Genomic DNA, 18,248 nt, shown 5'->3' with positions numbered 1-18,248 from the left:
GAGCACGACCAGGAGCGCGAGGACGGGGCCCTGGCTCGGCGGCTGGCTGGGCTTGTCGTGATGGGGTGGCCGGTACGCGGGGGAAGGAAGAGGGGGTCCGCTGACGTAGCCGAGTTCCTCGTCGGTGAGGGGCCGGACCTCGTCGCCCTCGGGGGTTCGGCCGTGGTGGACGGCCGCGATGTGCTCGCGCTGCGCGACGTACGCCTCGCCCACGTGGCTGTGCTCGGTGACGGTGCGGCAGGTGCCGCAGAGGTAGCGCCAGCTCATCGTCTGGTCCTCTCGGTAGTGATCGTTCCGAGGGTGGCAGACCGGGCCGGGGTGCGGGGGCGGATCGGGGCAGGATCCCCTCTCCCGGGCATGACCGAGCCCCCGACAGCGGGTGCTGACGGGGGCTCCGGTAGGGCGGGTGGGTGTGGGGTCAGACCTCGTCGTGGGCGAGTCCGTGGCGGCGCTCCCACTCACGCCAGCAGCTGCGCACGAGGTCCTGGGTGACCGGGTTCGGATCGTCCTTGTGCCGCTCGATCGCGGCGCACAGCTCCTCCAGCGTGAACTCGGGGATCGTCTTGTCGGGCCAGCGCTGCTCGGTCATGGCGGGTGCCTCTCGGGTCGGTGGATCAGGCGGCGGGGGTGCGGCGGACGATGATCGTCCGGGCGGGGTTGTCGGGGTCGGCGCGCATGACGAACCCCTCTCGGGTGGACCACTCTTGGGCGTTGTTGTGGTTGTTGTTGTTGCTCTGACCTGCAACAACAACGGACCCAGGGGCGGAGCCATGGGGGGAGGGGAGCGGGGGCATGTCGTCGCGGTGGATGCCGGGCACGCTGATGCCGTCGACCTTGACCCCGGCCCGGTAGCGGATTCCGGCCTGGGTGAGGAGCGCCTTGGTGGCCTTTCCGGAGCGCTCCCAGGAGGGGTGTTCGGCGGCCAGGTGGGCGGTCACGGCGGTGAGCGCGACGTGGGTGCCGGCGGCCCCGAGGAGGGCTACCGCGCGGCAGGCGTCGGCCGGGGTCGGGGAGGTCGCCGCGGGGGTCTCGACGGGTGCCTCGGCGGAGGCCTCATCGGGGGTCGGCAACGGCTGCTGCGCGACGTCCTCGACGGGACCCTGCTCGGCCTTCTCCTTCTCCTCGACGGCCTTCTTGCCGGGGGCGGGAGCGTGAATGAGGGCGGCGATCCACCACACGCCGATTACCAGGCCGATGCCGGGCTCGATCAGGGGGCGGGCGAGGGTCCAGACCAGCGGGCCGCCGACGATCAGCATGAGGGCGGCCGCGCCGACGGTGTCGCCGAACCGGCTCCGGCTCTCCTTGCGGGCGGTCTTGGCCTTGTCGAGCTCGTACTGGCGGGCCGCGACCTGCGCGGCCTCCCGGGCGCGGACCATCGCGTCCCGCTTGGCCGGGTCGGCCTCCGCCGAGACCTTCTTGGCGAACGCGGCTTCGTCGGCCTTGGCGGCCTCGGCGTCGAGCTCGGCCTGCTTGGCCTTGAGCCCGGCGGCCTCGGCGCGCCGTTCCCGCTGGGGAGCCGTCAGCTTGCGGACGAGGACGGGCGTGCCGGTGGCCAGGCCGGTGAACGGCCACATGATGGTGGCGCTCAGCTTCTCCGTGGGGATGATCTTCTCCATCGTGGTCAGCCGATGAACGAGGTGATCAGGCCGGTGAGGATGCTCGCCGGGAGGGCCCAGAGTCCGCCGGCGGCGGCGTACAGGGACGGGGCGATGGCCCCGCACAACGCGTCCTTCCACGCCCGGGGCTTGAGTCCGAAGACGGCGATCGTCAGCACGGCGGCGGTGGCGCCGGTCTGCCACTCCCCCAGTGCGGCGTTGCCCTGGAACGAGGTGCTGAGCTGCTGGCCGATGCCTGCCAGCTGCTGGAACGCCGTGCCCGCGTTGGCGGCGAGCAGGCCGATGCCGAACGACCAGTAGGGGACGTGGTCCGGCTCGACGCTGATCTTGTTCTTCCCGCGGATGCCGACGTAGAGGTAGAAGGTCGCGGCGGTGGCGGCGCCGCCGGTGCCCAGGGCGATGAGGCTGCTCATGGTGTGTGACTCCTTTATCGGTAGAGGGGGAGGGCGGCGAGGACCTGGCCGAGGCCGAGCGCGACGGTGAGGCCGGAGGCAACCGGGATGCGGGCGAGGACGAGCAGGATCAGGGGCCGGGCGCCGCGGACCTCGCTCACGCGCAGGCGGCCCCGGTCGCGCAGGTGGGTGTCGAGTCCCCAGCCGAAGAAGGCCAGCAGCGCGCCGACCATCGGGCCGCCGGGAGTGGTGATCTGGACGAGGCCGGTCGCGTAGCCGCCGACCGCAGAGATCGCGGTGAGGATCGCCCAGCGCCGGAACCGGCGGACCCGGTCGGACGGACCGGCGGCGCGGGCCGCGCGGCGGCGCTCGCGACGTGCCCGGGTCGCGGCTTCGCGCTTGTCGGCGAGCTGCTGCTGGCGGTGGCGCCGGGTGCGCTGCTCGGGGGTCTCCCCTGCGGCGGCCCGCTCTGCGTCTTCCCGGGCACGGCGCCGCCGCTTGTCGAGCTCGCGCTCGGCCTCCAGGCGGACGGCCCGCTCCTCCGGGGTCTCGCTGATCCGGGACGCGAGCAGGTCGACCATGCCGACGAGGTCATCCCGGCGGTGGCCGGGGTTGAGGACGTCCTCGACGCGGTGGCGCTCGGCGCGCTGGGCGTCGCTCTCCCCCGCTGCGGCGAAGAGGGCGTCACGCTCGGCGCGCTCGGCGGCGATCCGGGCCTCGTACGCGACCTGCTCGCGCGCCGACCGCTGAGCCTCGGTCTCGGTCATGAGCTGGGTGACCTGCTGGCCGATCTGCGCGGCCATGGCCGGGACCTGCTCGGCCAGGATTCGGCCGACCGGCGCCCAGAACGCGGCGGCGGTCTCCTCCATCGAGGCCGGGGCGGTCGGGCCGCCAGCGCCGACCGGGACCGGGGTGTGGACGGGAGGCTCCGGGTGGACCGGGGCCGGGATGCGCGGGCCGTCCTTGCGCCACCACTCGGCCACCGGCTCCGGGTCGGAGCCCGGCATGCCGACGGTGGGCGGCTGGGACGGGGGCGGGGGGACGGTCACCGGAACCACCCCCGGCGGGCCAGCTCACGCAGGCCCCACAGGCCGAGCCCGGCGTCGACCAGGATCAGCAGCAGCACGATGTAGATCACGTCTGCCTCCGACGGCAGGTAGGGGGCCCGGCCGGAGCCGGGCCCGGGACGACGGGTCAGGAGGAGCGCCACCAGGCGCGGGCGGGCGGGTTCGTCTCGACGGCGGTCCGCCGGCGGGAGGCCCGGGCGATCACTGCGGCGTGGCCCGCGCGGTCCGCGTCGCGGACGGCGGCCGCCCGGCGCTGCTGGCCGGACCGGGTGTCGGCGGTCTTCTTGCCGAGGCCGAACATCAGTTGCTCGCGATCTGGCCGGTGATGACGACCGGCTGGCCGTTGTGCCAGTACAGGGCGCTGAACCGGGCGAGACCGCCGGTGCCGTCCGTGATCTCGACGCGGGAGAACGACTTCGTACGGACGAGGTCGCGGACGGTCGAGACGCTGATGGGCTCGGTGACGCGGTAGCCGACGCCCTCGGTGGTGAGGTCGCCGAGACCGGGCAGGTGGCTGAGCTGGTTCACCGGGCACCGCCGATCTTGCCGACCTGGATCGTCAGCACGCGGTCGGCGCCGGCGGCGGCGCGGGCCTTGTCCTCGGAGGTGATGGGGGGAATCGGGGGAACGCGGGTAGCGTCGGGCATGGCTAGTCCCTTCATGGCAGGGGTTGGCCTGAGCCCCCGTCAGTTCACGGCTGACGGGGGCTTCTTGCATCACCGACAGTAGAGCAAAACGCGGATTTGCACTACCCCCTTGGTAGAGCACGCCGGAGTGGTCTACCGTCTAGGTAGCGCGAGCAGTTCGAACGCTCGCACCGAGAGGAGGGACGGCATGGCTGGTTACATCGCGATTGCCAGGCACTTTGAGGGGCTCATCGAGTCCGGAGAGCTGCAGCCCGGCGACCGCCTTCCGACTCAGCGGGAGGTGATGCAGGAGTGGGAGGTGGCCGGACAGACCGCCTCGCGGGCGTTCAAGGTCTTGAGGGAGAAGGGCCTGACGCTGGCGACCACCGGCGGCGGCACCGTCGTGGCGCCGGAGAGTAGTTCGAACGTCGCGTCGCGCGTCGAGACCTGGGCGAATACGGGTCGGGCGCTCAAGAAGAACGAGACCTCCGAGATCTTGGAGGTCGGGCGAGTCGGTGCCAGCGAGACCATCGCTGCCCGACTGGGAGTCGAGCCGGGTAGTCCGGTGCAGCTCCGTCGCCGCCTCGTTCGGAGGGGTGGTGTGCCCGTGCACATGAGTTCGTCGTACTACCCGCTGTACGTCGTCGAGGCGGCGCCGGAGTTGGCCGAGCCGGTGTCCACCGGCGCGTCGCGCGAGCTGGCAGCGGAGCGTCTCGGCAGTGTGCAGTCCAGGTGGAGGGAGGAGATCACCTCTCGGGAGTCCACCGAGCAGGAGCGTCAGGCGCTCGGGCTGACGGCCCCGGCCTGGATCCAGCAGGTGGTCAGGACCGTGTACCTGGCCGACGGGCGGGTGGTCGAGACGGCGATCAAGGTCGTCTCGGCCGAGACCGTGATCAGCCACGAAGGCGAGTTCTGACCGAACAACAGCAAAGCGGGCCGCCCCGGATTGCCCTCCGGTGCGGCCCCGTGACCCACGGAGGTACCCCGTGACTCACACGGTCGAGTATGACCGGCACACCCCCCGGCACGCCGTGCCGGGGCCGCTGACCAGCGGTTCCGGCACGGCCGACACGGCCGTGCCGGACACCCGGCGCACCGTCGGTGGAGGGGCCGTCGCGCTCCTCGCACTGATCTTCATCGCGATGGCCGCCGTCGGTATCGCTGGTGGCTGGGCGACCTACCACAACATGAAGTCCGCCCTCGGTGACAGCGACATGGCCGTCGGCCTGGTCGCGGCCGGCGAGGGCGTCGTCGCGGTCCTCGGCCTCACCCTGATCGCCCTGACCCTGATCGCCCGCCCTTACCCGCTCCCGTTCCGACTGGGCCTGTGGATCATGCCGGTGCTCGGTTCGGCGGTCGGCATCTACCTCGCCCACGACGGCGCCCACCGCGTCGTCTACGCCGTGACCCCGCTCGCTATGACCGCCGCCGCCGAGCTGGCCGGGTACGTCGCCCGCTCGATCGTCGTCCACCGCACCGGTCAAGACGCCGAGGCCGACCGCCGTACCGGTGAGCTGCTGAGGCGGATCGAGTTCCACACGGCCCGTGCCCAGCACCACCCGGACGAGGCCACCCGCAAGGAGTCGGCGACGGCGGCCTGGAAGCTGGCGGAACGTCTTGGCCGCGGCGACTTCCGCCTCACCACCGCGTTGACCGACGGCTACGCCGAGCGCACCACCGCCTCCGCGCTCGCAGCCCTTGACGGCCTCTACGGCCGTACGCCCGCCCAGGCTGGCCCGCAGCCACTCCCCGCCCCGCAGCCCGTACCCGCGATCCTCGCCACCCCGGAGCCGACCCCGGACCGGACCGAAGTGCCGGCGCCCGTCGACCAGGTCGTCCCGGAGCCGAGGCCCGTGCCGGAGCCCGTCCGGGAGGAGATCCCTGGTCAGCTCCCCTTCGACACGGTCGACACGGGGACCGGCACGGCGGCCGACACGGCCGACACGGAGGAGGAGCCCGCTCAGCGGAGCGCCCCTCAGCCCGGTGTCCAGCTCTCCGACATCGAGCTCGACGCGGTGGTCCACATGATCCGCACCGCGACCAACCCGCCGAGCTCGTTCAGGGACATGGAAGCCCGGTTCCGCCAGCTCGGCTTCGTCGGCAGCGCGGACCGAGTCCGCGCTGCCTGGAAGCGCGTCACCGCCGACGACCCGACCGCCTTGGAGGTCTGATCGCCATGAGCACCCTGCGCTACGAGGCCGAGGTCGAGATCCGCACCGCTGCCGGACAGGTCGTCACCTACACGGGTGACGGCCTCAGCTCCGCCAGCCTCGGCGGCCAGCAGCTGCTCAACAGCGTCGAGGCCGCCGCCCTCCACCAGGAGCCCGGCGGCACCGTCGTGGCCTCCCGCGTCCGGATGGCCTGACCCGAATCGGGGACGGCCGGGCCACACGACCCGGCCGTCCCCGACCAGAACACCCAAACCGGCACGACCCACTCGGGAGGATGACCGCATGACCAGCAACAGCCTCTTCGGCCCCGTCACCGACCAGGAACGCACCCGCTGGCAGCTCCAGGGCGCCCGTGCGCTGACCGATCTGCTGACCAACGCCTTCCACGAGCAGTTGCCCGCGATCGACTGGCAGCTGCAGACCGGCAGCGCCCTGCTCGGCCAGATCCGCCACCCCGGCCAGACGCCGGCGGATCTGCGCGCGGCGTTCACCGCGTGGGCGCTCTACCTCGGCGCCGTCCCGACCGAGAACACCCACGGAGGCCGCACCACCCTGCGCGCCAAGGTCGAGCGTCACCCCGCCTACGGCGTCGACATCGTCGTCCTCGCGGAGTTCTACGCCGACGAGCAGGACTGACGACCGACCGGCACGGCCGACACACCCCCGGCACGACCCCCTGACAGCACGAAGGGCCGGTCCGCCACGGCGGACCGGCCCTGATCGTTCTTCAGGTCACATCCGCCGCTTTCGCGGCGGACGCACCATCTAGCGCTCCCGTACGGCATGATCTGATCCAGTACGAAAGCTGAGGAGTTTGGGTTGCCGCCCTCTCTCCTCCGCCGAGTCCCTTCCCAAGTCGCTTCGCAGGCGAGACAGTCAAAGGAACCCGACGCTGACCAGCGTAACGGGTGGTGCGGGCTTCCGCGCAACACCCGACCCGACTTCGGCCACTGTGCCGGACGCAGCTCCCGCCCCGGCGGTCGAGCGCTCCGCCACCAGTGGCCGTACGCATGCCCGAAACCAAGGCAAGCGTTCGGCACATGATCAGACTGCCGTGCCGAGCACCCCCGCCGAGCGTGCCGCCGCCTGGGAGGCCCTCGACCAGCGGCACGGGGCAGCTCTTTCGGCTGGCCGAGCGAACCGCGCCGCCCGCCGGGCCGAGCAGCAGGCAGCCGCCCGCGCCGCCCGCGACCTCGCTGCCGCCCTGCGTGCCGCAGGCTTCACCACGACCCCGGCCACCGCCCCCAGCCACCCCACCAAGGGTCAGGGACGGGCCGTCAGCAGCCCCAACGGCGGGTCGGGTTCGAACCGAGAGAGTTACGTTTCCGCCGCTGCTCAGGGGCCATCAGGGGGCGCCGCCGATGGCGGGTGCGGCCAACTGGTCAAGGGCGGCGACGCCCAGCTGCACAGCATGATCAAGAAGGGCGATGCCCGGCTCCGCCTGCTCGACGGCATCCAGCGGATCACCGGCCTGCCCACCCTGGAGAAGTGCCAGGTGGTCCCCCTCGGTGACGCGGTCGGCTTCCACATCAACGACGGGGCCGGTCGCCGACCCACGTTCAGCGGCCTGGTCCGGTGCGGCAGCGTCTGGGCCTGCCCGCCATGTGCCGCCGCGATCCGCGCCAAAAGGGCCGCTGAGCTGGAGGTTTTCGCCCTGGCCTGGCTGGAATCCGGGCGCGGCATCTACATGGCCACCCTCACCGCCCCGCACTGGGAGCACGTCCGCCTGGGCGTCCAGTTCGACAAGTTCGCCGAGGGCTGGCGGGGCGTCGGACAGGGCGCGTGGTGGACCGGACGCGCCGTCATCCGCGACAAGGCGCCGGTGCCGTGGGACCGCCGCCACGACTACGACGACCTACCCGAGGAGATCGAGCCGCGAGAGGTCGACGGCGAGCTGGTCGTCTGGAAGCAGGGCTGGAAGGCGCGCCGGAGCATCCGGGGCGTCACCCGCACCATCGAGGTCACCCACGGGGCGAACGGGTGGCACTCCCACCTGCACGTCTTGCTGTGGACGGAGGGGCCCGCCACCCGCGAGCAGGCCGACCTGCTCCAAGAGGAGCTGTACAAGCGGTGGGCGGCCCGCTGCAAGGCGGTCGGCCTGCCCACCCCGGACCGCGAGCACGGCGTCCGGGTGGACCCCGCGATCCTCCAGGCGGACGGCTCGATGCCGCTAGGCCTGATCAAGTACCTGGCCAAAGTGCAGGACCAGGACGTCATCACCAAGGAGGTCACCGCCCGCCCGCTCGCAGCCGAAATGACCAGGTCAGACGACAAGCTGGCCCGTGGAGCGAAGGGCCGCACGCCCTTCAAGCTGGCCGAACTCGCCATCGCCGGCGACGAAGTCGCGCTCGGCTTGTGGCGGGAGTACGAGCAGGCCACCCGCGGCCGGCAGTGCCTCACCTGGACCGAGGGCTTCAAGGCTGAACTGGCGGCGCTCGCCGGGGTCGAGCTGGACGAGCGGGACGACGAGGAGCTGCCCGCCGCCGAGGACGACGAGAAGCACCGCGACCTGCCTGACCTGGCGATCCGGGGCGGCGCGTACCGCTCCGGCATCGGCCTGCGGCGCGGTGGCCGCGCCGACCTGACCATGGCCGGGTTCACCGGGAAGATGCCCGGCGTCCTCGCCCAGCTCATCGAGTGGGGCCTCAAGCCCGGCGAGGACTTCTGGAAGCCCGACCAGCCGCTCGGCCGGGACGCTGGCATGACGAAGGAGCAGGTCGAGCGCCGTCGGCGGCAGAAGGCCGAACGGCAGGCGTACCACGAGCGCCTGCGGCAGGAGCGGGAGGGCAACCCCGAGCGCTGGGCCGCCGCCGTCGAGAAGCGCCGGGCGACGATCGCCGCCCGCGCCGCCGCCGAGCAGGCCGCCGACGTTCAGGAGGAGCTGATCGACCACCAGGCGCTCGCCGAGGCCGAGCAGCACCGCCTCGACGCGGCCGGGGCTCAGTTCCTCGCCGCCCGCCGTGCCGCCCAGACCAAGCGCCGCCCGGACCTGGACGCCGGCCTCGCGCGGTTCCGCGAGCGAGAGGCCGTCTCGGCTTGACCCCCGGTCAACCCGAACCCCATCAACCGACCCACCTGCAAGGGTGACAAGAGGAGAGACCCAATGACCACCGCCCGCCGCCCGCTCGGCCCCGGCGTCGACCGCGAGCACCAGGACGTCGCCGCCGTCGAGCCGCACCGCCCCGGCCGGACCGCCGCCGAGCTCGCCGCGCTCACGACCCCGGTGCCGCTGGCCCCGGCCCCCTCCGCCGGACCCGGCGGACGGCGCCCGCTCGCGACCCGTCCCCCGGCACAGACTGAGGCCGACCGGCCGCAGTCGCACTGACCACGGCTGGTCGGCCTCTGGACTCTGACCAGCAGATATGCCGACTGTTCACCAGCCATGCGCCTGCCCAGCGGTTCGCCTGAACCGCTACACGGGCGCGTGGCTGGGGGAACAATCCACATAACCCGGCAGAATCAGAATTACGAATTAAGCACGGGAATTCTTGATTCGGCCTACTTCTCACACGACTTCGGCTGTGAAACGACCGACTTAACAGTTTCCGACTTCGCCGGAGAGTTATCGTGCATAACCGACGGTCCGAACGCGGTGATTAGCGCGGCTATAACCACGCAGGAACCACCCACCACGGATGACACCGTATAGGAACCGGTCTGCTGTTTCTGCAGCTCAGAAGCCCTACCGCGCTTCCCCCTACCCGCTAATCCCCGGACGTGCTTCTTGATCATCTTCGGGTTTTTGCGCATGCCTGTACCACTCTCCTTAGGTTGACTTCGGGGCAACGTCCCCCGATACGACAGAGCCGAGGCGGTCCTCGCCTCGGCCAAAACGAATTCTAGGTGCTGAACCGACTCCACACAATCTTGCTCGGTGGGCAACCCCACTGAGCTGGGAAAAGGGGAGCGGAGCCGTCTCGGCAACCGAATTTCCGCCCTCGGCGGGTGTGGTCCGGGCCACCAGGACCCCGCCCCCGCCGCACCGGCACACCCCGTGCCGACCGTGCCGGTCGACCCGGCACGCCCCATGCCGACCGGCCGCCACCCGCTCGCCGACTGCTGACTGACGCCCTGGAGAACCGCGCAGATGGACGCGTTATCTAGCATGATTGCCCGCATGGGATCGACGGTGCAGTACACGGTGGCGGTGCGGGAGGAGCGGCTCCAGCTGCTCGACCTGGTGGCCGACATGGCAGCCGCGGAAGAGCGGGCCTGGCTCGCGCAGGAGCGCGAGGAACACCTCGGGCTGCGGGCTGGGAAGTTGGCGGCGGCTCGCCGGGCGACCCGAGAGAAGCTGACGGAGGAGCGGGAGGCCGGCCGTCTCGCGGGGAGTAGGGACTGGCTGCTGGTGCCTGGGGTCCGGGCCGAACTCGCGGCCCGGGGTTGGGACCACGACTGGCCGCCAGTTCCCCGAGGAGCGCTGGCCGCTGGCCGTCGATGGGGCACCGACCCGGGCCGCTACGAGAGTCAGCACGACGAGGGCGAGACGCGCTTCCTCGGTCGGCTCGGACTGCGGTTGCCGCGCGAAATCGGCGAGACACTCCAACGCGCCTGCTACTGGCACAACGCCGAGATCGAGAAGCAACTCCAGGAATGGGCTGACCAGTGGGGCGACGGACCCGAGGTCATCATGCGCGAATCGGTCCGCGAGTTCGGCGGGGTGACCCAACTCGCCGGGATGGCCGCCGGCCTTGCTGCCATGAACACCCCGACCGCTGATGAGCTGGTCCGGCGAGCCGAGCTTCGGGCCCAGGTGGTGACCACCGGCGACATCCTGCGCGCCGCGCTCGACCACGTCCTGACCGCAGCTCCCGAGCGGGCCCGGCGCGAGCGCACCCGGCTGCGTGGCGCCGCTGCCAAGGCCCGTCGGGACGCCGAATACGCAGCCCAGCGCGCCGCTTCGGCAAAGGAGGAGCAGAAACTCGCTGAGGCCTCCGACGAGACCGAAGCCGCCAAAAAGGCGGAGAAGGACGCCACGCACTGGAGCACCATGGCCACCCGGTACAGCTTCGACGCCGACCGGCTCGCGGCCCAGGCCGACCAGGTCCGCGACCTCCTCAACCAACTGAAGGCCGCCCGCGCCTGACGCCCTGCCCGTTCCGGCTCTCTGGAGTCCGGGCGGCAAGATGCGCGATCAATCTTGCAAGATTGCCTGCCTTTGGCAGCCCCCCGGCACGGCCTGTGTGCCGGGCCGTGCCGGTCACCGGCACGGCCGTGTCGGTGCTGGTCAGCGGCCGATGCTGGGACCGGATCGGCCCTGGGTGGGCGGCTCGTACCGGTACGCCCGCTCATTGCGCTGGCGCTGTTCCTCGGCCCGGGCCTGGGCGGCGATTCGGCGCTGGTGGGCCTGGACGGCGGCGGTGGCCCGCTCGGTCTCCTCCGTGACCCGGCGCCCTGCGGGCAGACTCTCGCGGACAGAGGCCTCGCCGCGCAGGCCGGCTGCCCGCTCGTTCAGCTGCTCGGCGGTACGGCGCTGGGCGCCCGCGTCGGTCACCAGCCGCTGGTACTCCCGCAGATCGCGTTGGTCCAGGCGCTCGGCCATCTGAGGCAGGGAGGCCCGCTGCTGGGCGACGCGCCGCTCGACCGTGCCGTAGACGCCGCCGTCGGCCGAGTCGACCTCGGCCCGGGCTTGGCGCCGCAAGTCCTCGGCCTGGTTGCGCAGGTCACGGGCCTGCCCCCGCAGTTCCTCGATCTGGGCGATGCGCTCGTCCGCCCGCGCACGCAGGGCGGCCGCGGCCTCCAGCATCCCGCCACGTTGCAGGAACACGGCCGACCGCCGCAGGGCCGCGCGCTCGCGGATCCGCTGCTCGACCCGCAGTTCTTCTCGGTTCGCCGCGTACAGCTCCGTGATCTGGGTGTCCATGGCATCGGCGGCCCGGACGGCGTCGGCGGCCCGGCCGAGCAGCTGCTCGGCCGCGTCCAGGTGCCCGGCGGTCTTGGCGACGCGCTGGCGCCCGGGAGCCTCGTCGGTTCCCAGCACCGCGCCCAGCCGGTCGGCCCAGGCATCGAGCTGACGGGCTGTGGCCCGCGCCCGCTCCGCCTCCTGGTCGGCCTGGTCGGCAGACGACAGCAGCGCCCCGGTGCGGACGCCGCCGTACGGGCGCTCGCGCCACCCGGGGATCTGCTGCGCCTGCCGGATCTCTTCGAGGCGGGCGTCCACCTCGGCCAACGCCTGGCGGATTTCCTCGGCGCTGGGCTGGTCGCGGGGCGCCTCGGCAGGGGGCTCGACCGGTTCCGGCGGCAGCACGCGACCGGTGCAGAAGTCAGCCGGCTGTTCCACCACCGACGGATCCTGACGTTGTGCCGGGACATCGCCGGAGGCGTGCCGGTGCTGGTCAGGGACCGGCACGGCCACCGGCACGCCCCGCTCGGCGGTCGTCAGCTCGTCCAGGACCATGACGTCCTCGCGGTCGCGTTCCAGCTGGCGGCCGTAGGCGGCCACGGCCCGGTCCACGCGCTCGGCCTCGGACCGCGGCTCGCCCAGCGTGATCCGGGTGACGTCGTCCTCCAGCTCGGCCAGAGGCAGGACCAGGTGGGTCTCCTGGCGGGCACGGGAGAGCGCCGGGTAGAGGCTGTGGGCATCGGCGCCCCGGCCGGAGGCGATCGTCATGCTGCTGGTCAGGCCCTGGGCGGAACCGATCGTCATCGCGTAGCCGTGGGTGAGGCGGCCCTCGGCGATGTCGCCTGGGCTCATCCACGCCCGGTCGGTGCGGTCGCCGCCGGCGCCGTCGGGGCGGCGCCACTCGACCAGCACGCCGCGCCGCGCGTCGACGTCGAGGGCGACGCCCCGGAAGCCGTTCAGCACGTCCGGCGCGTCTGGGTCTCGGCGGGAGCGGTAGTCGTTGCGGCGGACGTGGACCAGGTCCCCCGGGGCGAACTCGGCGTGCCCGCCGTGCGGGGCGCGGAAGACCTGGCCGCCGGTCAGTTCGCCGGCGGCGACCCGCAGCGCGCGGGCCCCGGTGTTGAGCTGGGCAACGTCGGCCCGGCGGGCGGCCAGCAGCAGCAGCTCGGCGACCTGGCCGTGAGGGTCACCGGCCCATCGCGCGCGCGCCGCGTCCCAGGCGGCCAGCATCGAGGCGTGGGCCTGCTCGACGGTGTCGACGGCGTGCACCCGGCCGTGCCCGGCCAGCATCGCCAGGGCGCTGGTGCGGCCGCCGTCGCGCCACGTCTGCAGCGCGGCTCGCTCCACCGGGTCCACCTGGCGGCGGTTCTCGGCGAGGGTCAGCCCGTCGACCAGCTGGTGCACCCTGGCGAACCCACCGCCCACGCCGACCGCCCGCAGCTGCGCCGGGTCGCCGACCGAGACCACTTTGGTGCCGGTCTCGGCGGAGTGCCGCAGCAGCGCGGCGAGGGCCCGGTCGTCCACCATCGCGGCCTCATCGATGACCAGCACACCGACCCCGGCGAGGCCTTGCCCGCCGGAGATCTCGCGGGTCCACGCTGCGATCGTCCGCGAGTCGATCCCGGCCTCCGCCGACAGGTTGGCCGCCGCCACCGCGGCCGTCGAGGCGCCGACCACGGTCAGCCCGGCAGCTTCCCAGCCCGCGCGCGCGGCCTCCATCAAGGTCGTCTTGCCCGCCCCGGCGACGCCGACGACGGCCTCCGCCGCGTGACCGGCGGTCAGCAGCCGCACGATCACCGCCCGCTGCTCCGGCGAGAACTCGAACCGCCGGTCCGCGGTCGACTTCGAGGCCTCGATGGTGGCGATCGTCAGCCCGGCGGCCTCCGGGGTGAGCTGCGCCAGACCCTGGCCCAGGCCGCTCGCCGCCGACTCGATGATGGTCGACTCCGCCTCGATGACGGAGGTGTGGGTGTAGCGCTGACAGTGCACCTGGTGGTGCCGGTCGGAGTCCCGCAGCCGCACGGCGTGCCCGTCGACGGCGAGGACCTGGTCGACCAGGTCGGTGAGCTGCTCGACCGAGTCGAGGTACGGCAGCGCCTGCACCACGGCGGCCATCACCTGGACATGCCCGACTACCTTCTTCGACGCCACCAGGCCGTGCTCCGGGTCGTCCCAAATTTGGGAGGCGATCCGCTCGGGCGTCGGCAGCACCGGGCCGCCCGGGCCCCCGGCCGAGGGGGCGCCGCCGTCCGGTCCGGGCAGCGCTCCGCGCACCATCGCGTCGACCGCCGCACCCGCCGCTTCCAGCACGGCCTGGCGCTCGTCGTCGTCCAGGCCGGAGAGGTCGCCGGCCATCGTGGCCACCGCCCGGGCGCGCCAGCTCGTGCGCTCGGCGGCCTGGTCGCCGTCGACCTTCGCCTCGGCGGTGCGCCGCGCGGCAGCCTTCTGCTGGTCGCGGGTCGCCTCGGGGCCAACCGCGGCGACCACCTGGGCGTGACGGCGGGAGAACGCTGCCCGCAGGTCCTCGCCGACGCCGACCAGCTCCCACGCGCCGGTGGCGGCGGAGCGCTCCCAGCGGGCGCCGAACCGGGTGGTCAGCCGGGCCCGGAGGCGGGCTTCGGCGATCTCGTTCACCAGGTGCCCGTGCCGCAGCAGGTCCTCGGCGCCGGCCGCGATGGTGCGCCACTTCCCGTCGGCGCACAGCGCCATGTGCGCGATGTTCACGTGGGTGTGGAGGTGTGGGTCACCGACCGCGCCGTCGACCGGCCGCGCGCTCCGGTGCAGCGTCGTCCACCCGAGCAGGCCGGACGTGGCGACCCGCTCGGCCCGCTGTCCGTCACCGTGGTGCCCGGCCATCCCGTACGCCGTCCACGGCTCCAGTGCCTCGGTGACGGCCTCGGAGACGGCGGCGTGCCACTCCTCCTCGATCCCGACCGCCACGTCGTCAGGGGCCAGTGCCCACGCGGTCGAGATGCTCTTCGGGATGTCCAGGACCAGGTCGACGCCGCGCAGGCCGACGTCCACGTGCCGACCGGCGAACGGCCGGGCCTGGGCGACGACGTCGGCGCCGTACAGCTCCTCGACATCGAGGCCGGCTGCGGCGGCGAGGCGCTCGGCGTCGGCGAGCGGGAGCAGGTGTCGCTCCCCTTCCCGGCGCACGCCACGCCCGGCACGGGCCAGGCGCTCGGCGAGCGGGCCGCCGCCGAGGTACGCGGCCGAGGTGACGCCGTCGGCCTCGGCGAGGGCGGCGACGCCGTCGACCAGGACGTGCGCGGGGAGCTTGCCGCGGGGGTCAAGGACGCGCTTGCGCTGGACGAGCTGCGCCCCGGTGCGCGGGTCGCGGCCGTCCATCAGGGCGCGTGCGGCGTCCGGGTCGACCGGTCCGCCAGCGGTCAGGCCGACCTCGCCGAGACCGCTGCCGATCCACCGCAGGTCGGTCTCAGAGGCGAGCCGGTACTCGACCTGGGCGTCCTGGCTGACGTCGCATCCGCAGTCGCGGGAGAGCCGGTATGCGACCTGCTCGGGGGCCCGGATCGGCGTCACCCACCCCATGCCCGGCCCACCCCCTCACCCGCCCGTGTCCGCCCCGGCGGACCTTGATCATGTATCGAAGATACCTGGAGTGCTTTTCAGTACCTCGGTCAGTACCCATTGAGATCATCTTCGGAACCTTGGGGGTCCTCTGGGTGTGGCTTCGGTCGGTCGCTTCGGTCGCTTCCTGGTGGGGGTTGGTGTGGTGGTCGGCTGGTGTCGGATGGTCAGGTGGGTGGCCGTGTCGAGGCGGTCCGGCACGGCGGCACGGGGGTGTGTCGGACCACCGGCACGGCCCCGGGGGGCGTGATGAAGGTGGGGTGGGCGGAGCCTCGGCCGTTGGCGTCTAATCTTGCTAGATTGCACGCCGGACGCGGGGCGGGAACGCGAACGGCCCCCGGCGAACCGGGGGCCGTTCATGCTGATTGCACCCGCACGGTACCAGCGTCCGGCGTTGCCCGGCGGAGGTTCGCCCCGCCGGGTCTAGCGTGTCGCCCATGCTGATTGCCCTCGTGAACTACAAACCCGGGTCGGGCAAGACGACGACCGCCGGCTGGTTGGCCAGCGCGATCCACGAACGGCCCGGCGATCCGCCGGTCGCGCTGATCGACGCCGACCGCTCTCGGGGAACCGCGGACTGGCATGAGATGGCGCCCTTCCCCTTCCCCGTGCACCACGTCGCACGGCCGCAGGCCCACATCCTGATCCCCGAGCTGGTGCCGGCCGGACACGACATCGTGGTCGACTGCCCGCAGGCCGAGGACCACGCGGACATCGTCCTTTCGGTGCTGGAGTTGGCGGACGCCGTGGTCGTGCCGAGCAGCACCAGCAGCTTCGAGCTGCCTCGCACGATCGACACGTACAAGTTCCTGGAGGACGCCCGCCGCGACCTCGGCCGCCCGCTGCCGGCGGTGGTGTCCCTCAACCGGGCCGACCCGCAGGACCCGAAGTGGAACCAGGAGGTGCGCGACGACCTGATGAAGTTCGGCTTCGACGTGCTGGCCACCGAGATCCCCCCGCACCGCAAGTACCACAAGGCATGGGGCAAGCCGATCCGGGCCCGGATGACCCACTACGACCGCATCCTCACGGAGCTGAGGAACATGAAGATCGGAGCCGCCGCGTGACCGCCGCAGTCCACCGCAACACCCACGGCCTGGGTCGGCCGGACCGCTCGCACGTCTCCCTCGTCCAGGACCTGCCCGACCTTGCCGAGGTGGTCGAGGGCACCGGGGAGCTGTCCGCCATGGAGCGGGCGAACCTCGCCGCTGCCGAGTCCGCGATCGAGACGTTCCAGGCCGCCGGCTGGGCGGCCGGGCAGGCGCTGGCGGTCGTCGCCAAGGGCGCCTACCACCGGGACACCCACCCCACCTTCGCCGCGTACCTGGCGGACCGGTGGGGGATGACGACCTCCCAGGCGTACCGACTGATGGAGGGCTACCGCCTCGCCGCGCTGCTCGCCCCGAAGACGGGCGGCAAGGGCGTGACCGGCAGTCACGTCACCAGCCTGCTCCCCGTCGCCAAGGGCGACCAGCAGCATGGGGAGGAGACGGCCGTCGCGCTGTTCGCCGGCGCCCAGGCTGCGGTGAAGGAGGTAGGCGAGGGCCGCAAGCTCACCGCCGGGATGCTGGACGCGGCCGTGGCGGAGCTCACCGCGGCCGAAGGCCTCCCCGAACAGGGCCCGGAGCGCGCCGAAGCGGTGCGCCGCCTCGCTCACCAGGCGGTGGTGTCCCAAATTCGGGACACCACGGGCGGAGACGGCGGCCAGGAGAAGGGCCGGAAGAAGGCGGGCCCGCTGCGCTTGGCGGTGCCGGAGCACCTGACGTCCTCGCTGGACGAGTGGACGACGCGGCTGTCCGCCGGCCTTTCGATGCCGCTGTCCCGGGACGCGGTCGTGGCCCGGATCGTGGAGATGGCCCTCGCTGAGCCGCAGTCGCTGCTGGCGGTCGCCAAGCGCATCGAGGGCGAGCAGGCCGAGAAGGTCGGCGGCGCCCGGCGCTGGACGTGGACCCCGGCGGGCAAGCCGCGCGGGCACGTCCGGGTAGCAGAGGAGAAGGTGAAGGGCCACCAGGCCGCCAAGGGCGAGCCGGAGATCCGGTGCTTCACCGCGGCCGCCCAGGAGGCGGAGGGGCTGCCGCTGTGCGGTGAGGTGCCGACGTGGCGGATCACCGACCAGGCCACCGGCAAGACGGCGCAGGTGACCACCGCCTACTACTGCGCTGGGCACCTGCCGACGGACTGCAGCCCGCCCGGCCGCTGGAACGGCTGACCTTCTCCGCGTGGCCCCGGTGGCGTCGTCGCCGGGGCCACGCGGCGTGTTGGCGCAGGTGGACGAGCCGGAGTCGGCCACCGCCCCCAAGCGGGGGAGCGGGCTCGGGCCGTGCCGGTCGGTGTGTCGGCCGTGCCGGTCCCGTGCTGCCGGGCCGTGCCGGTCGGCGAGTAATCTCGCAAGATTGCCCGCCCTCGTGTCGTCCGGGCGGTCGGGGGAGGGGGCGGTGCCGTTCGCCGGGTGGCCGGCCATCGTCCGTGACATCACGGGTGGGGGCCGTGGTCGGTCTCCCCGGTGGGCGGCAGCTCTGCCGGATCACGGCCGCCGGGGGCCCGACCATCTCGCTGGGGGTGCACGATCCGCTGGCGGCCGGTGAGGGCCCCCAGAGGCCGTGATATCGCCCTTCGGGTGCCGTCCGCCGGGGAGACCGACCATACGGACCACGCCCGCCCCGACGCACCCTGTACAAGATCACCGGGCCCCACCCTCCCCGGAGGTGGCCGGGGGTCTGGGGGCAGCGCCCCCGGGATCCGTGACGTCCGCTGGCGCTCCCTCCGGCGGCAGGGGCCAGGTTGGTGGGGAGGAGACAGGACGGGGTCAGGTGGGCAGCAGGCTGTAGAGGCCCCACCCGATGAGGACGAGCACGACCAGGAGCGCGAGGACGGGGCCCTGGCTCGGCGGCTGGCTGGGCTTGTCGTGATGGGGTGGCCGGTACGCGGGGGAAGGAAGAGGGG

At 72.8% G+C, this 18,248-nt stretch carries 18 protein-coding genes; 9 read left to right on the top strand and 9 right to left on the bottom strand.

Annotated elements, in window-relative coordinates; all coding sequences use genetic code 11:
* The 8 genes from ACFV1W_RS37250 to ACFV1W_RS37215 form a co-directional block, all read right to left on the bottom strand.
* The coding region (locus tag ACFV1W_RS37250) for a hypothetical protein (RefSeq protein ID WP_380421723.1) at positions 1-267 on the bottom strand (267 nt) is incomplete at its 3' end.
* Between the two features lie 151 nt (positions 268-418).
* Positions 419-589 carry a hypothetical protein gene (locus ACFV1W_RS37245; protein WP_380421722.1) on the bottom strand — a complete coding sequence of 57 codons (171 nt, stop codon included), beginning with the start codon at positions 587-589 and terminating at the stop codon, positions 419-421.
* A 25-nt stretch (positions 590-614) separates the two neighbouring features.
* Positions 615-1,616: a hypothetical protein gene (locus ACFV1W_RS37240; RefSeq protein ID WP_380421721.1), complete on the bottom strand. Its 1,002-nt coding sequence runs from the start codon at positions 1,614-1,616 to the stop codon at positions 615-617.
* 5 nt (positions 1,617-1,621) lie between these two features.
* Positions 1,622-2,029: a hypothetical protein gene (locus ACFV1W_RS37235; protein ID WP_380421720.1), complete on the bottom strand. Its 408-nt coding sequence runs from the start codon at positions 2,027-2,029 to the stop codon at positions 1,622-1,624.
* Positions 2,030-2,043: 14 nt separating this feature from the next.
* The gene (locus tag ACFV1W_RS37230; protein WP_380421719.1) at positions 2,044-3,057 is read right to left on the bottom strand and encodes a hypothetical protein; all 1,014 of its coding nucleotides are present in this window, start codon (positions 3,055-3,057) and stop codon (positions 2,044-2,046) included.
* 145 nt (positions 3,058-3,202) lie between these two features.
* Positions 3,203-3,376, bottom strand: a complete 174-nt coding sequence (locus ACFV1W_RS37225) for a hypothetical protein (protein ID WP_380421718.1) — start codon at positions 3,374-3,376, stop codon at positions 3,203-3,205.
* Positions 3,376-3,603, bottom strand: a complete 228-nt coding sequence (locus ACFV1W_RS37220; RefSeq protein ID WP_380421717.1) for a hypothetical protein — start codon at positions 3,601-3,603, stop codon at positions 3,376-3,378. Before ACFV1W_RS37220 ends, ACFV1W_RS37225 begins: the two co-directional genes overlap by 1 nt.
* Positions 3,600-3,722, bottom strand: coding sequence for a hypothetical protein (locus ACFV1W_RS37215; protein WP_380421716.1), 123 nt, complete (start codon positions 3,720-3,722; stop codon positions 3,600-3,602). Before ACFV1W_RS37215 ends, ACFV1W_RS37220 begins: the two co-directional genes overlap by 4 nt.
* Before the next feature lie 187 nt (positions 3,723-3,909).
* Here ACFV1W_RS37215 and ACFV1W_RS37210 point away from each other — a divergent pair, with 187 nt between their 5' ends.
* The 7 genes from ACFV1W_RS37210 to ACFV1W_RS37180 all read left to right on the top strand — a co-directional run bounded on the left by ACFV1W_RS37210 (position 3,910) and on the right by ACFV1W_RS37180 (position 10,958).
* Positions 3,910-4,617 (top strand): GntR family transcriptional regulator, encoded by a 708-nt coding sequence (locus tag ACFV1W_RS37210; RefSeq protein WP_380421715.1) that lies wholly within the window; start codon positions 3,910-3,912, stop codon positions 4,615-4,617.
* A gap of 70 nt (positions 4,618-4,687) precedes the next feature.
* On the top strand, positions 4,688-5,872 hold the full coding sequence (locus ACFV1W_RS37205) for a hypothetical protein (protein ID WP_380421714.1): 1,185 nt from the start codon (positions 4,688-4,690) through the stop codon (positions 5,870-5,872).
* 5 nt (positions 5,873-5,877) lie between these two features.
* Positions 5,878-6,066 carry a hypothetical protein gene (locus ACFV1W_RS37200; RefSeq protein ID WP_380421713.1) on the top strand — a complete coding sequence of 63 codons (189 nt, stop codon included), beginning with the start codon at positions 5,878-5,880 and terminating at the stop codon, positions 6,064-6,066.
* A gap of 88 nt (positions 6,067-6,154) precedes the next feature.
* Entirely contained in the window at positions 6,155-6,508 is a 354-nt protein-coding gene (locus tag ACFV1W_RS37195; protein WP_380421712.1) for a hypothetical protein, read from the top strand.
* Between the two features lie 418 nt (positions 6,509-6,926).
* Complete coding sequence (locus ACFV1W_RS37190; RefSeq protein WP_380421711.1) at positions 6,927-8,912, top strand: hypothetical protein; 1,986 nt, start codon at positions 6,927-6,929, stop codon at positions 8,910-8,912.
* A 63-nt stretch (positions 8,913-8,975) separates the two neighbouring features.
* Entirely contained in the window at positions 8,976-9,197 is a 222-nt protein-coding gene (locus tag ACFV1W_RS37185) for a hypothetical protein (RefSeq protein WP_380421710.1), read from the top strand.
* Positions 9,198-9,989: 792 nt separating this feature from the next.
* A complete protein-coding gene (locus tag ACFV1W_RS37180) occupies positions 9,990-10,958 on the top strand; it encodes a hypothetical protein (RefSeq protein ID WP_380421709.1) in 969 nt (322 codons plus the stop codon).
* A 141-nt stretch (positions 10,959-11,099) separates the two neighbouring features.
* Here ACFV1W_RS37180 and mobF read toward each other — a convergent pair whose 3' ends face one another.
* A complete protein-coding gene (mobF, locus tag ACFV1W_RS37175; protein ID WP_380421708.1) occupies positions 11,100-15,266 on the bottom strand; it encodes a MobF family relaxase in 4,167 nt (1,388 codons plus the stop codon).
* Positions 15,267-15,742: 476 nt separating this feature from the next.
* On the opposite strand from mobF, the gene ACFV1W_RS37170 reads away from it, so the two are divergent.
* Together ACFV1W_RS37170 and ACFV1W_RS37165 are read left to right on the top strand one after the other, a co-directional pair.
* Complete coding sequence (locus tag ACFV1W_RS37170; RefSeq protein ID WP_380421707.1) at positions 15,743-16,372, top strand: hypothetical protein; 630 nt, start codon at positions 15,743-15,745, stop codon at positions 16,370-16,372.
* Positions 16,369-17,514: a hypothetical protein gene (locus ACFV1W_RS37165; RefSeq protein ID WP_380421706.1), complete on the top strand. Its 1,146-nt coding sequence runs from the start codon at positions 16,369-16,371 to the stop codon at positions 17,512-17,514. Before ACFV1W_RS37170 ends, ACFV1W_RS37165 begins: the two co-directional genes overlap by 4 nt.
* The last annotated feature ends 734 nt before the right edge of the window (positions 17,515-18,248 follow it).

The sequence above is a fragment of the Kitasatospora sp. NPDC059648 genome (assembly GCF_042734825.1).
Lineage (GTDB): Bacteria > Actinomycetota > Actinomycetes > Streptomycetales > Streptomycetaceae > Kitasatospora.
Note: the sequence above shows the minus strand (reverse complement) of the source record. Positions and strands in the feature narration are given on the sequence as shown.

Excerpts from the sequence above, each read along its gene's own strand:
- ACFV1W_RS37195 (WP_380421712.1), top strand. The coding sequence starts at position 6,155 with ATGACCAGCAACAGCCTCTTCGGCCCCGTCACCGACCAGGAACGCACC.
- ACFV1W_RS37210 (WP_380421715.1), top strand. The coding sequence starts at position 3,910 with ATGGCTGGTTACATCGCGATTGCCAGGCACTTTGAGGGGCTCATCGAG.
- ACFV1W_RS37245 (WP_380421722.1), bottom strand. The coding sequence starts at position 589 with ATGACCGAGCAGCGCTGGCCCGACAAGACGATCCCCGAGTTCACGCTG.
- ACFV1W_RS37200 (WP_380421713.1), top strand. The coding sequence starts at position 5,878 with ATGAGCACCCTGCGCTACGAGGCCGAGGTCGAGATCCGCACCGCTGCC.
- ACFV1W_RS37240 (WP_380421721.1), bottom strand. The coding sequence starts at position 1,616 with ATGGAGAAGATCATCCCCACGGAGAAGCTGAGCGCCACCATCATGTGG.
- ACFV1W_RS37185 (WP_380421710.1), top strand. The coding sequence starts at position 8,976 with ATGACCACCGCCCGCCGCCCGCTCGGCCCCGGCGTCGACCGCGAGCAC.
- ACFV1W_RS37225 (WP_380421718.1), bottom strand. The coding sequence starts at position 3,376 with ATGTTCGGCCTCGGCAAGAAGACCGCCGACACCCGGTCCGGCCAGCAG.
- ACFV1W_RS37170 (WP_380421707.1), top strand. The coding sequence starts at position 15,743 with ATGCTGATTGCCCTCGTGAACTACAAACCCGGGTCGGGCAAGACGACG.
- ACFV1W_RS37235 (WP_380421720.1), bottom strand. The coding sequence starts at position 2,029 with ATGAGCAGCCTCATCGCCCTGGGCACCGGCGGCGCCGCCACCGCCGCG.
- mobF (WP_380421708.1), bottom strand. The coding sequence starts at position 15,266 with ATGGGGTGGGTGACGCCGATCCGGGCCCCCGAGCAGGTCGCATACCGG.
- ACFV1W_RS37215 (WP_380421716.1), bottom strand. The coding sequence starts at position 3,722 with ATGCCCGACGCTACCCGCGTTCCCCCGATTCCCCCCATCACCTCCGAG.
- ACFV1W_RS37180 (WP_380421709.1), top strand. The coding sequence starts at position 9,990 with ATGGGATCGACGGTGCAGTACACGGTGGCGGTGCGGGAGGAGCGGCTC.